Raw genomic sequence first — 14,424 nt, 5'->3', positions numbered from 1 at the left:
GCGGTCACCGGCCTGCGTGGCGGCGCCCCTGCCGGGTACTGACGCGCAGGCCGCGAAGCTCGTAGCCCTTGACGACCTCGTTGAAGGTGACGGTGGGTTCCGCTTCGAGGTGCAGGTCCTGCCAGATCAGCAGGCGGCGCAGGAAGGTGTCCGTCTCGCGGATGGCCAGGAAGGCGCCGGGGCAGCGGTGGTGCCCGTCACCGAAGGCCATCACGGGCGCCTGCACGCCGCGCGGCAGCGGCCGGGCCGGGCACAGCGCGCCGGGGTTCTCGCCGGCCACGGCCGGGTCCACGTTCACGGACCGCAGGTCCAGTTCGATCAGCGTGCCGGCCGGCACCGGCTGTCCGTCCACGGTCAGGTCCGTGCGGGCGCGGCGGTACAGCCTGGACACCACCGGTTCCAGGCGCAGGATCTCGTGCAGCGTGGCGTGCCGCTCGGCCTCGGTGCCGTGCAGGTACTCGCCGCGCAATTCCGGGGAGCGCAGCAGGTGCCACGCGGCGACCGTGATGAACTCGCGGGTGGTGACCATGCCGGCCGTGCCGTACGTGAGGCACTCGGTCAGGATTTCCAGGTCGCTGTACTCCCGGTCGATCAGATGGCTGATCAGGTCGTCGCGGCGCCGGCGGCGGCGCGCCGCGATGGCGGGTTTCACGTCCAGCAGGTAGAAGGCCAGCAGGTGGCGTTGATCGAGAACCTGCCGCGCCCGCCCCGCCAGCCCGTCCGGGGCGGGGCGCTGCTGGGGATCGCCGCCCTCCACGAAGGTCATGACGCGCCGCTCCAGGCCCGGCAGCAGACTGTCGGTCAGTCCGACGACCTGCGCGGCGACCTGCACGGCCAGCGTGAGGCTCAGGTCGTCCACGTTCCCGCGTCCCTGGCGCAGCAGCGTGGCGATCAGGTCGTCGCACAGCGCGGCGATCATCGGGTGGTACGACGCGACCGTGGCGGGCGTGAAGTAACGGGCGGTGTCGCGCCGCATGGCGTGGTGTTCCTCGCCCTCGGCGTACAGGACCGGCTGGCGGGACAGCAGTCCGGATTCCGACAGGAGTTCCGCGCCGAACCCGGCCTGCCGGACGTCCTCGCTTCGCAGCACGTCCCGCGCGCCCTGGAAGGACGCGACCGGGCGCGCGCCGGGCGTGGGGGCGCCCGCCGCGTGCCGGGTGAGGGACCCGCCGAACCCGAAGGGGCAGGTGGGGGCGGCGTCGGTGTTCGTGGCTTCCGGGTTCACAGGGTCTGGGCTGGTCATGGGGTGGCCTCCGGGTGGGTCAGGGTGGTCAGGCGTTCGAGGGCGGCGGTCAGGGCGTCGAGGTCCGGCCCGAGGGCCGTGACGGTTGGCGCGGCGCTGCGTTCGGCGGTGTGCAGGGCGGCGCGCCACAGGTCCGCGCCGCTGGCGGTGGCCTGAAGGGCGTGCCGGCGGGCGTCGCCGGGCAGGAGCGTGCGGGTGAGGGCCCCGCGTTCCTCCAGGCGGCGCAGCACGCGCGCGACCTCATAGCGGGGCAGGTCCAGGACGGCGGCCAGTTGACTGGGCGTGACCGGTGTTTGCTGAAGGTGGCTGAGCACGATGAAGGTCCGCAGGTCGAGGTCGTGCTCGGCCTGAAGAACCTGATGCAGGCGGCTGCCGAGGCCCTGCCAGACGGTCCAGTAGGCACTCAGGAACCGCAGCGGCTGCGCGTTCAGGTCCGGTCCGGACGGCTGCGTGGTTCCGGGCGGCTGCACGATTCCGGGAGGCTGCATGGTTGCAGAATGCAACTATCCGGGCGCGGTGTGCTGAGTAAACGGTGAACCGCACCGCCGGGTCGGGGCGGCGTACCCTGAACCCGGCCCCCCCACCCCACCCTCTGCCGCCAGCGCGCCCGCCTCCCGTCCGCCCCGACCCTCCCGCCCCCACCCTCCCGCCCCCACCCAGGAGACCCATGAATGCCCCTTCCGATCTGCGCGCCCTGCTGCGCGGCGCTTTCCTGCACGCCCTCGAGGCCGCGTCGCCGGCGCGCCTGCTCGAACCGGCCCTGCAGGACCGGCCGGCCCCGGACCTGATCCTCGCGGTCGGGAAGGCCAGCGTGCCCATGGCCGGCGCCGCCCTGAACGCCTTTCCCGGCGTGCCGACGCTGGTGGTCACGCCGCGCGGCCCGGCCGGTCAGGCGCCGCCCGGTCACGCGCTGCCCGCCCACGCCGAAGTCCTGTTCGCGCCGCACCCGGTGCCGGACGCCGCGAGCGAACACGCGGCCCGCCGCGCCCTGGCGCGTCTCGGGGCAATCAGGGCCGGTGGGCGGGCGCTGGTCCTGATCTCCGGCGGGGGCAGCGCCCTGCTCAGCCTGCCGCGCGGCGTGACCCTCGCGCAGAAACAGGCGCTGACCCGCGACCTGCTGGCCAGCGGCGCGGACATCCACGAGATCAACACCGTCCGCCGGCACCTGTCCGGCGTCAAGGGTGGCCAGCTGGCCGCCGCGACCCGCGCGCACGTCCACTCGCTGATCCTCTCGGACGTGGTCGGCGACGTGCCGGCCGTGATCGCCAGCGGCCCCACCGTGCCCGACCCCACCACGCACGCGGACGCCCTGGCCGTCCTGGACCGCCACGGCCTGCCCGCCCCGGAGGCCCGCGCGCACCTGAGGTCCGGCGCTCCCGACACGCCCGGCGACCTGCCGAACGCCACCTGGCAGATCATTGGCTCCAACCGCACCTTCCTGGAGGCGGCCCGCGCGTTCATCGAGGCGCGCGGCCTCCGGGCCGTCATCCTGGGCGACACGTTCACGGGCGAGGCCCGGTCCCTGGCCGCCTTCCACGCCAGCGTGATCCACTCGGTCCGGACGCACGGCACGCCCCTGACCCCCCCGGTCGCGGTGCTGTCGGGCGGCGAGGCGACCGTCACGCTGACGCCCGGCGCCGGACGGGGCGGCCGGAACCTGGAGTTCGCGCTGGCCCTGCTGACCGAACTGGGCGAGACCGGACCCGGCCTGCGCGGCCTCCACGCGCTGTCGGCCGGGACGGACGGACAGGACGGCAGCAGCCCGGCGGCCGGCGCGTTTCTGACCCCGGACAGCCTGACCCGCGCCGGACACCTGGGCCTCGACCCGCGCGACTTCCTGCGCCGCCACGACTCGCACGCCTTCTTCGAGGCGCTCGGGGACACCCTGCACACCGGCCTGACCGGCCACAACCTCAACGACTTCCGCGCGGTCGCCCTGACCTGAAACCGGCCGCCCGTTCCCTCACGCTTCCCGCCCCAGCGGAGGTCCAGCATGACGCACCCGCCCGAACCCCACCCATCCGAATCCCAGTCGTCCGCATCCCAGCCTGGGGCGCGCCGCGCGGTCGCCATCGCCCTCGACATCGGCGGCAGTCACGTCACCGCCGCGCCCGTCGACCCGCACCTGCGCGCCGTGACCGCCGCCCCCACCCGGCTGGACCTGCCCCACGACGCCCCGCACGACACCCTGATCGGCGGCTGGGCCGAGGTGGCCCTCGCGGCCCTCGCCGGGGCCGGTGAGGCCGTCACGGTCACGCACCTCGGACTGGCCGTCCCCGGCCCCTTCGACGCGGCGCGCGGCGTGTCCGGCATGACCCATAAATTCCGGGCGCTGCACGGCCGGGACGCCCGCGCCGCCCTGCGCGCCCGGCTGCGCGGCACGCCGCTACAGGGCACCCCCATCCTGTTCGGGAACGACGCGGACCTGTTCGCCCTCGGGGAATGGTGGGCCGGGGCGGGCGAGCAACTCGACACCATCGGCGTCACCCTCGGGACCGGCATCGGCTCAGGCTTCATCCGCGCCGGACAGGTCCAGACCGGTGGCCCCGGCGTGCCGCCCGGCGGGGAACTGTGGAACACCCCGTTCCGCGACGCCACCGCCGAGGACGCCGTGAGCGGCGCCGCCCTGACCCGCCTGACCCACCGGCACCTGGGCGTGGCGCTGGACGCCCGGCAGCTGGCCGCACTGGACGCCAGTCAGTCCGGGCCGGTCTGGACGGCGTTCGGACAGACGCTGGGAGAGGCGCTGTCACCCTGGGTGGAGGCGTTCGGGGCGCAGCGGGTGGTGCTCGGCGGGAACATCAGCCGGGCGTTCGGGCAGTTCGGGACGGCCCTGCAGTCGCAGCTGCCGCCCGGCGCGCAGGTGCGGCAGAGCCGGCACTTCGAGCACGCCGCTCTCCTCGGAGCGGCTTTCCTGCGCGACTCCGAACGGTCACTGGACTACTGAGAACGGTTTGAATTGAAGTCGCCGTCATGGGGCGCTGCGTCAACTGGATGGACCGAATCCTCTGCCATTCCGCTTTACGTAGGGTCATACGGACTCCGGTGGAATGGTCTACAAAGCCCGCTGGGTGCGAGCGGATGCGAGCAGGAGAGAAGCGGGTTCCGGACGTGGAGTCGGCAATCCGGTGACGTTCCGGATTGTTGGCGAAACAAACGGAGTCCGTATCAGACCTTCTCCATCGGATTGAACTCCGGTGAATCGTGGCGTGCGGTGACCGGGCGGCCCCTCGCCACGCAATCGGTGGCCGCGCAATCGGTGGAAGGTCACGGCCCGGCCGCGCGCTTCGGCGTACCGTCAGCGCATGACCATGCATGCCTTCACGGCCACCCAGCCCGGCGAACCCCTGACCTTGCAGTGGACACCCGTCCCCACTCCGGCACCCGGCCTGGGCGAGATCCGCGTGCGGCTGGCGGCCGTGACCGTCAACCCGGTGGATTTCAAACTGCTGCGCGACGGGCATCCCGCCTGGACGTACCCGCACGTGCCCGGCGTGGACGGCGCTGGGACCGTCGAGGCGGTCGGTCCGGGCGTGGAGAGCCTGCGGCCCGGCGACCGCGTGGCGATGCACGTGGACCTCACGCGGCCCGGTGTGTTCGCCGAGGCGGTCGTCACGGGTGCCCACACGGTCGCGCGTGTGCCTGACGGGGTGCCGCTGACGGTCGCGGCGGCGCTGCCCTGCGCGGGCATGACCGCGTACCAGAGTCTCGACCGGCGGCTGGGGGTGCGGCCCGGCCTGTGGCGGCCCGGCGACTGGGTGCTCGTGAACGGCGCGAGCGGCGGGGTGGGCGGGTACGCCACGCAGCTCGCGCGGCGGGCGGGGGCGCGCGTGATCGGCGTGGCGTCCGCCGCGAACCACGCTTACCTGCGGGCGCTGGGGGCCGAGGTGACCCTGGATTACCGCGCGGGGGATCTGGCCGCGCAGGTGCGCGAGGTGACGGGCGGGGCGGGCGTGCCGGCGGTGGTCGAGACGGCCGGGCAGGCGACGGCGCTGCTGGACGCCGTTGCGTTCGGTGGGGGCATGGCGTGCGTGCTGGGCCTGCCGGACCTGCCCACATACCGAGCGCATCCGGCGAAGATCAGCGTGCATCCGATCGCGCTGGGGGCCGCGCATGTCAGCGGCGACCGCCGCGCGCAGGAGGATCTGGGTGTCATGCTGGGCGAACTGCTGGCACTCGTCCTGAACGATGAGCTCGATCCGCTGGTAACGGACGTCCGGGAGCGGGAGGCGTTGCCCGCGACCCTGGCGGAACTCGCGGCGGGGGGCGTGCGCGGCAAGCTGGTCGTCCGCATGAGCGGCGAGGACTGAACCTCGGGCAACCGGTCAGAGGGAGGGGAGCACGTCATGTACGTGCTCCCCTCTCCCGTGGTGTCGTGGTTTCAGTCGGTGGCGTGCAGGGCCGGGGCGTGGCGGTCGAGGCGGGCGCTGACCAGGGTCAGGAGCAGGCCGCCCGCGACGAACAGCGCGCCGATCCAGGGGGTGGCGGCCAGGCCGAGGGCGCTGCTGACGACCAGCCCGCCGATGAAGGCGCCGGCGGCGATGCCGAGGTTGAACGCGGCGATGTTCAGGGCGCTGGCGACGTCCACGCCGCCGGGCGTGAAGCGCTGCGCGAGCTGCACGACGTACACCTGCAGGCCCGGAACGTTCGCGAAGGCCAGGGCGCCCATCAGGAACAGGGTGATCCCGGCGAGGACGGGGTGCGGGGCGGTGAAGGTGAAGGCGAGCAGCACGAGCGCCTGGGCGAGGAACAGCGTGGTCAGCGCCCGGATGGGGTCGCGGTCGGCCATCTTTCCGCCGATGATGTTGCCGACGGCGATGGCGACGCCGTACACGAGCAGCAGGACGCTGACCATGTTCGCGCTGAAGCCGGTGATGGTTTCCAGGACGCTGCCGAGGTACGTGAAGGTGACGAAGGTGCCGCCGTACCCGAGGGCGGTCATGGCGAACACGAGCAGCAGGCGGGGGTGGACGAGCACGCGGGCCTGCTGGGCCAGGGTGGTGGCGTCCCCGCGGGGCAGGGTACGGGGGAGCAGCAGGGCCGCGGCGATCAGCGAGACGACGCCCAGGGCGGTGATGACCCAGAAGGTGGCGCGCCAGCCGAGTTCCTGGCCGACCCAGGTGCCGGCGGGGACGCCGATGGCCGTGGCGAGGGTCAGGCCCGCGAACATGGTGGCGATGGCGCTGGCGCGTTTCTCGGGGGCGACGAGGCCGGCAGCGATGGTGCTGCCGACGCTGAAGAACACGCCGTGGGCTAGGGCGCTGAGGATGCGGGCGGTCATCAGGAGGGCGTAGGTGTCGGACAGGGCGGCGACGATGTTGGCAGCGGTGAACAGGGCCATCAGGCCGAGCAGCAGCTGCTTGCGGGCGAGGCGGCCGGTGAGGGCGGTGAGGACCGGCGCGCCGAGGGCGACGCCCAGGGCGTAGCCGCTGACGAGGAGGCCGGCGCTGGGGACGCTGACCCCGAGGTCGGCAGCGATGGTGTTGAGCAGGCCGACGATGACGAATTCGGTGGTGCCGATGGCGAAGGCGCTGATGGCCAGGGCGAGCAGGGCTGGGGGCATGGGGAATCTCCTGGAATGAGACGGACTCCGATTGAATGGGCTGCAAAGCCCGCTGGGTCCGAGCGAAGCGACTCGTAGAGCCCCTCCGCAAAGTGGGGGTAACACGTCCCTCCAGACGTGAAGCCGGCAGGGGGGTGAAGTTCCGGATTGTCGGCGAAACAAACGGCAGTCCGTATGAGGGCGACGCAGGAGGGTGGCTCACCCCCTGCTATAATGCTTGCACAAGCAATGCTTGCGTCTGCAAATAAAAGTAGACTTGATCCGACCCCCTGTCAACCCCCACCCTGGAGACCCATGACCCCCGACCTCGAAACCCGCTGGCAGACCCTCGACCACGAGTGGCAGAGCGCCAGCCGCGCCCTCGAACACGCCCTGAACACCCACCACGACCTCAGCCTCAGCGAGTACCGCGTCCTCGCCGCGCTGGAAGCCAAACACGACCACCACCACCGCATGCAGGTCCTCGCCGACCTCGCCGGACTCTCCCAGAGCGCCACCACCCGCCTCGTCGCCCGCCTCGAAGCGCAGGACTGCGGCCTGCTCGCCCGCTACATGTGCCCCACCGACCGGCGCGGCGTATACACCGAGATCACTCCCGCCGGACTCACCAAACTCGCCCGCGCCCGCCAGACCGTCCAGGAAACCCTCCATGACCTCTGGGACACGGAAAATCAGGACCTCAAGAAATGACCTGAACAGCGCGGGCCAGGGCTCCATTCCCGCTCCGGGATAGCGTCCTGCGTGGTGATACGGACTCCGAACGAATGGGCTGCGAAGACCGTCCGATCGGAATCCGGATCAGTCGGCGTTCCAGGCCACGCCGGTCACGAGATACCCGTCCGGGTGCAGGTCATCACTGGCACCCGCGGCCAGCAGGTCGTGCAGGGCAGTTTCAAACGCCGGCCACGCCTGGACGGTGAGGCTGGGAATGCCCGGCGTGTCCACGGCCGGTTGCAGCAGGTCCCGACTGAACGCCGGCGGATTGACCGTCACACCGTCCTGCTGCCGCCGGAGGACCACGAACCGTTCGCTGAGGGGGCGGCCGCGGTCGTCCTGCCAGCGCAGGACCGCGCCGGCCGTGCCGCCCTCCCCGAGAGGCGTCTGGGCGACGTGACCACTGAACGCGTACGTGCCGGCCGTCTCGAACAGGAAGCCGAGCAGGGCAGAGCGGCTGTCGAGGAGCGTGGCCCGGTGTTTACTGGCCGCGTGACGGTTGAACGCGACCCGCTGGTTCTGGTTGAGGTTCAGCTGACGTTGCAGGTCCTCCGGGAGCTTGATCTCCCAGACCTGCCCTGCGTGGAGGCGGTGGGTGACGGTCACACCGAGCTGACCGAACATGCCGTCCACGAACGCGGTCAGGTGCGCCTCGCCGACCGGGAGTTCGCCGCGCAGCGCGTCCGGGTCGAAGCCGCTGGAGTGCCGCAGCAGGTCGTCCTGCTGCCGCGCGGCCTGCCGGGCGCGCTCGAGGGCCTCCTCGATGCGGGCCTGCGTGCGGCTGGGCGTGTGCGTGGCGGCCTCGGCCAGGATGGTGCTCACGTCGAGGAAACTGGCGACCTCACCCACGATGTCTTCCTGCAGGCCCTCGCGGTACTCGTCGGCGACGGACGCGAGGTCGGCGGCGACCGCGTCGAGCCGCGTGTACATCTGCCGCAGGATCTCGTCGTCGAGGCTGCCCGACACGCTGAGGTTGAACACCACGACCGGTTTCTCCTGTCCGTAGCGGTAGAGGCGCCCGACGCGCTGCACGAGCCGCATGGGGTTCCACGGCAGGTCGTAGTTCACGAGGACGCGGCAGCGGCGCTGCAGGTTGAAGCCCTCCCCGCCAGCCTCGGTGGACACCAGGAACTGCCCGGATTCCTCGAAGTGCGCGATGGCCGCGGCGCGCTCCTCGAGCGTCTGCCCGCCGTGGATGACATCCACGCGGCCCGGCGCGAGCCCGTTCAGGGTCTGCACGAGGTAGTCCTGCGTGGAGCGGTACTCGGTGAAGATCAGCACCCGCTCGTCCGGGTTGCCGGCCAGGATGCCGCCGATGAGGGTCTGCGTGAACGCCTGAAGTTTCGTGTCGTGTGTGCGGAGTTCCCGCGCGAGCCCGATCAGGCCGCGCAGCATCTCCGTCTCGCCGGAGAAGAACTCGCTGCGGGTGCCACTGACCTGCTCGTCAGCCTCCACGAACGGGCTGCCGTCGTCCGGGTCGTCCGGCTGGGCGGGTCCTGGCTGGACGGCTGCCGGCTCCTGGCGTTGCAGGCGCAGCAGGCGGCGTTCCAGGGCGCCCTGGATGGCGGCCACGCTGGATGCGGCGAGCTTGCGATAGATCGTCATCACGAACCCGATGGCGATGGCCTTCCGGTTCTCTCTGCTCGCGTCGTAGCCCTGCTTCAGGTAGCGGCGCAGCGCCCGGTCGAACACCTCCTCCGGCTCGTTCTGCGGCGCGGTGACCGCGCGGGTGACCTTCCCTTTGAAGATGAAGTTCCCCTGCGCGTCCGTCACGTCCGCCTTGCGGTTGCGGATGACCAGCCCCGCGAGCAGCTGCGGTTCGAGGCGCAGCCGCGCGATCCGTTCCCGCCAGACCGGGCCGGGCCGCAGCAGTTCGAGCAGCGCCTCGAAGCGGTCGATGTTTCCCTGGTGGGGTGTGCCGCTGAGCAGCACGACGTTCTCGGTCAGGGCGCGGAGCGTCGCGGCCAGCGCGTACCGTTCGGACGTCTGGTACGTCAGGCCGTACAGGCTGCGCGACAGGCGGTGCGCTTCGTCGAACACCACCACGTCCCAGCGGCCCGACTGCCGCGCGAGGTCCAGGTGACGCTCGTGCTTGAGGCGGTCCATGGAGGCGATCACCACCTCGAACAGCGGCCACTGCGCGGGATCGCTGATCTCGAAGTCCTGCCCGTAGATCACCGCCTGCGTCATCCCGAAGCGGGTGCGGAGTTCCGCCTGCCACTGCCGGGTCAGGCCCGCCGGGACGACCAGCAGGAAGCGGCGCAGGCCCCGCGCCCGCAGCGCCGCGAGCAGCAGGCCCACCTCGATCGTCTTGCCCAGCCCGACGTCGTCCGCGATGAGCCAGTTGAGGTTCCCGCTCTGCAGGATGCGCTGCACGAGGTGCAACTGGTGCGGCAGCGGGTCGATGTCCACCTGCGCCAGCGCGCCCGTCGTGCGGTGCCAGTGCTGCAGCGCCAGCGCCAGGTGCCGCAGCCGGAACCGCTCGGCGAAGCCCGCCAGGGGCGTCACGCCCTGCTCGAACAGGGACTGGGCACTCCAGACGGGCACGAGTTGCTCCCATGGCAGCCACTGCCGCTCCCCGGTCGTCCAGAACTCCACCAGCGCCTGCTCCCGCCCGCCGAGGGTCCGCACGTCCAGCACGCGGCCCTCCCCGAGGGACGGGCGCAGGCTGCGCGGCTGGTCCTGCACGACCTGCCCGGCGCTCAGGCCGCAGCGGACGTCCGCGCGGGCCACGCGCGTCACGCGCCCGGACGGCCACGTCACGGACAGCCGACCCCCCTCGTGCCCGGTGACCGTGCCGGTCTGCCCGTCCCGGACACTCGTGACGAACGCCCCGACCGCCGGCAGGATCACCGGTCCTCCTGGGTACTCAGCCAGTAGTCCAGGTCCACGTCCGGGTCGGCCCGGTCGAGGATCGCCCCGAGCCGCTGCGAGAACGCCGGCAGGGACCGGGGCGAGCAGGCGACCTGCGCGTACTCGTAGAGCCGCTCGAGCAGCAGGATCATGTCGTCCAGGCACGGCACGCCCGCGCAGCGGCGGATCAACGCGATGCCCAGCCCCCACGGCAGGCTGTCGTACCGGGCGGTGTACGGCGACTGGTAGTGCGTCTGGTCGTGCCAGTACGCGCGCAGTTGCAGCAGCAGTTCGAACTCGTCGGGCGTCATGCCAAGCGCGATCTCCCGCTCGATGCTCTCCCGCAACTGCCCCCAGCGGTCCCGGTCCAGGGCGTCCGCGATGAGGTGGAATCCCTTCTCCCAGTCGTACTGGTCACTGATGCGCACTGCTTCCCGCTCGGCCCGCTGTCGCCGGGTGAGTCGTCCGGTCGAGGGCTCACCCCCGGTCTCCGGAGCCGGGGGCCGCGTGACCGGCCGGGGCACGCCGTGCGGCGGAGGCAGCAGCGGCAGCGGAACCGGCCGGGACGACGAGGGGCCGGCCGGGGGACGCGGCGCTGGCGGGAGCGGCGCGGGGGGCGTCATGGGCGGTGTCACGGAGGATGGCCGGCCGGGTACTGGCGCGACAGCCGCAGATGGAAGAGGCGCAGATGGAAGAGGCGCGGGCGCGAGAGGGGCCGGGATGACCGGCGGCGTTCCCGCCCGCGCGGCCTGGGGAATCGCGGCCGGACCGGGCTGCAGGTCCGGCGCGACGGGAGGCGGCGGCGCCGGACGCGGCACCGGGCCCGGCGCGGCCACACCCGGAACGGACGGACGCGCCGCTGACGCCGGTTGAACCGGCGCCAACTGAACGGGGGGTGGCGGGGCAACCGGCGGCAGTGTGGGTGCGGGCCTGGACGACCCGGCAGAGGGCGCGGCGCGGCGCGCGGTCGGGACGGGCGCGGGGACCGGCCGCGCGCTGGCGGTAGGTCCCGGTGGGGTCCGAGGCGCTGGGGTAGGGGGTGGGGTCGGCAGCGGGGCGGGTGATGGGGCACTCGCCCCACCCGCCGCCTGACGCAGGCTGTCCACCGTGCGCGCCCCGGCCGGCCACGTGGCGCACAGGGCCGTGAGGTCCTCCTGGGCGGCTTGCCGCTGCCGCCGGACGTTCTGCAGTTCGGTCCAGAGCCGCTCGCCCTCGGCGCGGCGCGGCCAGATGGACCGCTCCCAGGTGTCGGGGTGAAGGGGCATCCCGTAACGGCCACTCACGGCGGCCCAGGCGCGCTTCCAGCGGCCGGGCAGCGCTGGTGGCGCCGGCTCCGGCCGGTCCAGCAGCGCCTTCCACTGCGCGTCCAGGGGTTGCAGGCGCCGGTTGAAGGTGGTGAGTTCATCCTGGATCAGGATGGCGATCCGCCGGGGCGGCGGGACCGTCACGAAGCCCAGCTTGGCGGCCTGCGCCGCGTACGTGGCGCGGGCGTCGTGCAGGCGGCGCTCGATGCGTGGCAGTGCCGGACCCCGCGCGCCTGCCAGGGCGTGTTCCGCCTGAATGACGGCCTCCGCAGGCACCTGCAGCTGCCGCAGGGGGCCAAGCACCGCCGCGGACCGGTCCTTTTCGGCCTGAACGGCCGCGCCGATCCGGGCCCGTTCCGGGGGGACATGTGACGCCGGGGCCTCACGGGTGCGTGTCCATGCCTCGAGGGCCTGCGTGATCTCGCCGGGCAGGGGACCACTGACGAGCTCGGCCAGACGCGGGCCGTTCAGGCCAGGGCCGGCCCAGTCCGCGAGGGCGTCGAGCGTCCGGTGTTCCTGCTCGCCGAGCGAGTCGAACCGGGCGAGCAGCGCCCGCGCCGCAGGCACCTGCTCAGGCGTGAGTCGAGGCGGCGTCCACGGCCCGTCCGTGGCCCCGGACGCTGCTGGCGCCGGCAGACCGACCGGCGGGCAAGAAGGTGTGGCCACCTCAAGCTGGACCGGCCGAGGAGACCCCGGCGAATGCGGCGTGGCGGCAGCACCCGGCGCGGGAGGAGCTGGCGGGCGCAGCAGGATCGGCGCGGTGGTCGCTGGCGCGGCGGGTGTGGCGGTACCGGTGGCCTGTCGCAGCGCGGCGACATGGCGCGCCCCGGCAGGCCACGCGGCCCACAGGGGCGCCATCTGGTCTTCCAGGGCCGTGATGGCAGCGCGCGCGTCCAGCCAGGTGCGGCGCAGGGTCGAGCCCCGGTACCGCTGGGTCCACAGGTGGTGCCAGCGCTCGGGGGTGACCGGTGCGTCGGCGCTCCTGTGGACCGCAACCGGGTCCTGCGCGTCCGCAGGTCTCAGCTGGCTGACCTGTTCCGCGAGGCGCAGGGCGTCCCCGCCCGTCACGCCCGGGCCAGCCCAGTCCTCGAGCGCTTCGAGGCACATGGCGATCTGCGCGGCGAGCGCGGCGTGCCGGACCAGCAGGGCCCGCGCGGCGGCCCGCTCGTCTTCACCGAGGGCGGGCACGCCGGCCTGCCCGTCCGGTGCCGGGCTCTGTACGGCCGCCCGGTCTACCGGGCTTTCCAGCGGGAGGTGTGCCCCTGGCACGGCGGGCGGGGTTGAGGGCTCGACCGACTGCAACTGCGGCGCCGTGGACTGCGGTCCGGCCACCAGGGCGACCAGGCGCTCCCGTGCGCCGGCGGGGAAATCGGGAACGGCGCCGGGAAGGTCCGGGAGAGCGTCCTGGGAAGGCGGCTGCGCCCGGACCGCGTCCTCTGCCCGCTGCGAGGCCCGCGTCAGGTGGGCCAGACGCCCGAGCAGGACGTCCAGAACCGCGAGCCGGGTTTCCCGCCTGCGAACCGCGAGCTCCGCCTGACGTCGCTGCGTCTCCTCGCGCTGGGCCTGCTCCTCGCGTATCCGGGCCAGTTCCAGGGCCTCGGCCCGTTCGCGGGCCGCCTGCAGCCGGGCCGCCGCTGCCTCATGCAGGGCCTCAAACTGACGCGTGACCTCGGCCGGATCGTGCAGGTGCGCCGGGAACGTTTCCAGATGGACCTCCAGCGCGCGCGTGGCCTCCTGAAGGTGGCATTCGGCGTCCGCGTGCCGCTCCCACAGGAGCCGCGCGTCCCCCCGGCGGCGCCAGAGGTCCGCCCAGCGGTCCCAGGTGGGCAGCGCGTACCCCTGCTGCGCCGCGGTCCAGACGGACGCCGCCTGCTGCCGCAGCGCACGAAGGGCGGCCCGCGTTCCCTCGTCCTGATCATCGAGAGCCCGCAGCGCCGTCTGAGCCGCCTGCCGCTGCCGGGCGAGGTCCTGGCGCCGCGCGTTCAGGCGGGCCTGTTCGCGCGCGACCCGTCCCGGCACGCCTGCCGGGTCCGGCACCGGCAGGACGCCCCGCTGCCGCGCACAGGACTCGTAGGCGAGCAGGGCCACCCCTTCATCCGCTCGGGCCTGATCTACCTCCCGCTGCAGGGCGCCGGCCTGACCCGACACGGCGCTCCACAGGGTGGCCAGCCCGCGGCCCTGCTGCGCGGCCTGCCGCGTAAGCGCCTGCGCGAGCCGCGCACGGACGGTGTTCAGCCGCTCCGCTGTCGGGCACAGGGCTGCCAGCGCCTGCACGACAGCCTCCTCGCGGGCGTGCGCGGCGAGCTGCGCCTGGAGGGCCGCGTCGCCGGACGTCCATTGCGCCCGCTCTACCTGCCGTTCCTCCAGTTCCCGCTGCAGGGCCGCGACGCGGCGCTCCGTATCCTGCCGACTCCGGACGGCCGCCGCCACCTCACCGGGCAGCTCAGCGGAAGCCAGGAGCGACAGACCAGCGAAGGCCACGTCCGGCCCTGCCCAACCGTGCAGGGCGGCCCGGCAGGCCGCGAGGGACTCGGCGGCCTCATCCCGCTGCCGCGACCGCTCACGGAAGGTGTCCAACTGCTGCCTGTCCGGCCCGTCAGGGGAGGTGAACCCGAGCGGATCAGCGTGCGCGGCCGTCACTTCCGGATCGCCCATCCGCCGGGACGGTCATTCATTTGAGTGGCCCGGCCCGGCCACCATCTGGGACGCCTGTTCATGCTGCGTCCATTGTGTCACCCCGTCCGATC

At 73.0% G+C, this 14,424-nt stretch carries 9 protein-coding genes; 4 read left to right on the top strand and 5 right to left on the bottom strand.

The window, feature by feature from the left end:
* Window positions 1-4: 4 nt before the first annotated feature.
* Entirely contained in the window at window positions 5-1,243 is a 1,239-nt protein-coding gene (locus CBQ26_RS20675) for a cytochrome P450 (protein ID WP_088250495.1), read from the bottom strand.
* Window positions 1,240-1,731: a MarR family winged helix-turn-helix transcriptional regulator gene (locus CBQ26_RS20670; protein WP_088250494.1), complete on the bottom strand. Its 492-nt coding sequence runs from the start codon at window positions 1,729-1,731 to the stop codon at window positions 1,240-1,242. Before CBQ26_RS20670 ends, CBQ26_RS20675 begins: the two co-directional genes overlap by 4 nt.
* A gap of 179 nt (window positions 1,732-1,910) precedes the next feature.
* Between CBQ26_RS20670 and CBQ26_RS20665 the strand changes: the two genes are divergently transcribed.
* The 3 genes from CBQ26_RS20665 (at window position 1,911) to CBQ26_RS20655 (ending at window position 5,553) form a co-directional block, all read left to right on the top strand.
* Entirely contained in the window at window positions 1,911-3,188 is a 1,278-nt protein-coding gene (locus CBQ26_RS20665; RefSeq protein ID WP_088250493.1) for a glycerate kinase type-2 family protein, read from the top strand.
* 48 nt (window positions 3,189-3,236) lie between these two features.
* Window positions 3,237-4,190 (top strand): ROK family protein, encoded by a 954-nt coding sequence (locus tag CBQ26_RS20660; protein WP_088250492.1) that lies wholly within the window; start codon window positions 3,237-3,239, stop codon window positions 4,188-4,190.
* Window positions 4,191-4,548: 358 nt separating this feature from the next.
* Window positions 4,549-5,553, top strand: a complete 1,005-nt coding sequence (locus CBQ26_RS20655; RefSeq protein ID WP_088250491.1) for a zinc-binding dehydrogenase — start codon at window positions 4,549-4,551, stop codon at window positions 5,551-5,553.
* A gap of 71 nt (window positions 5,554-5,624) precedes the next feature.
* On the opposite strand, the gene CBQ26_RS20650 is transcribed toward CBQ26_RS20655, so the two are convergent.
* Complete coding sequence (locus CBQ26_RS20650) at window positions 5,625-6,806, bottom strand: MFS transporter (protein ID WP_088250490.1); 1,182 nt, start codon at window positions 6,804-6,806, stop codon at window positions 5,625-5,627.
* A 294-nt stretch (window positions 6,807-7,100) separates the two neighbouring features.
* Between CBQ26_RS20650 and CBQ26_RS20645 the strand changes: the two genes are divergently transcribed.
* Window positions 7,101-7,496: a MarR family winged helix-turn-helix transcriptional regulator gene (locus CBQ26_RS20645; RefSeq protein WP_088250489.1), complete on the top strand. Its 396-nt coding sequence runs from the start codon at window positions 7,101-7,103 to the stop codon at window positions 7,494-7,496.
* 108 nt (window positions 7,497-7,604) lie between these two features.
* Here the strand turns inward: CBQ26_RS20645 and CBQ26_RS20640 are convergent, their stop codons facing one another.
* Both CBQ26_RS20640 and CBQ26_RS21615 read right to left on the bottom strand, forming a co-directional pair.
* Window positions 7,605-10,373 carry a DEAD/DEAH box helicase gene (locus CBQ26_RS20640; RefSeq protein WP_143342233.1) on the bottom strand — a complete coding sequence of 923 codons (2,769 nt, stop codon included), beginning with the start codon at window positions 10,371-10,373 and terminating at the stop codon, window positions 7,605-7,607.
* Window positions 10,370-14,332, bottom strand: coding sequence for a hypothetical protein (locus CBQ26_RS21615; protein ID WP_143342232.1), 3,963 nt, complete (start codon window positions 14,330-14,332; stop codon window positions 10,370-10,372). Before CBQ26_RS21615 ends, CBQ26_RS20640 begins: the two co-directional genes overlap by 4 nt.
* Between the last annotated feature and the right edge of the window lie 92 nt (window positions 14,333-14,424).

Origin of the sequence: Deinococcus indicus (assembly GCF_002198095.1) — a bacterium.
Lineage (GTDB): Bacteria > Deinococcota > Deinococci > Deinococcales > Deinococcaceae > Deinococcus > Deinococcus caeni.
The sequence above is the reverse complement of the archived record's forward strand: the minus strand, read 5'-3'. Positions and strand labels throughout refer to the sequence as shown.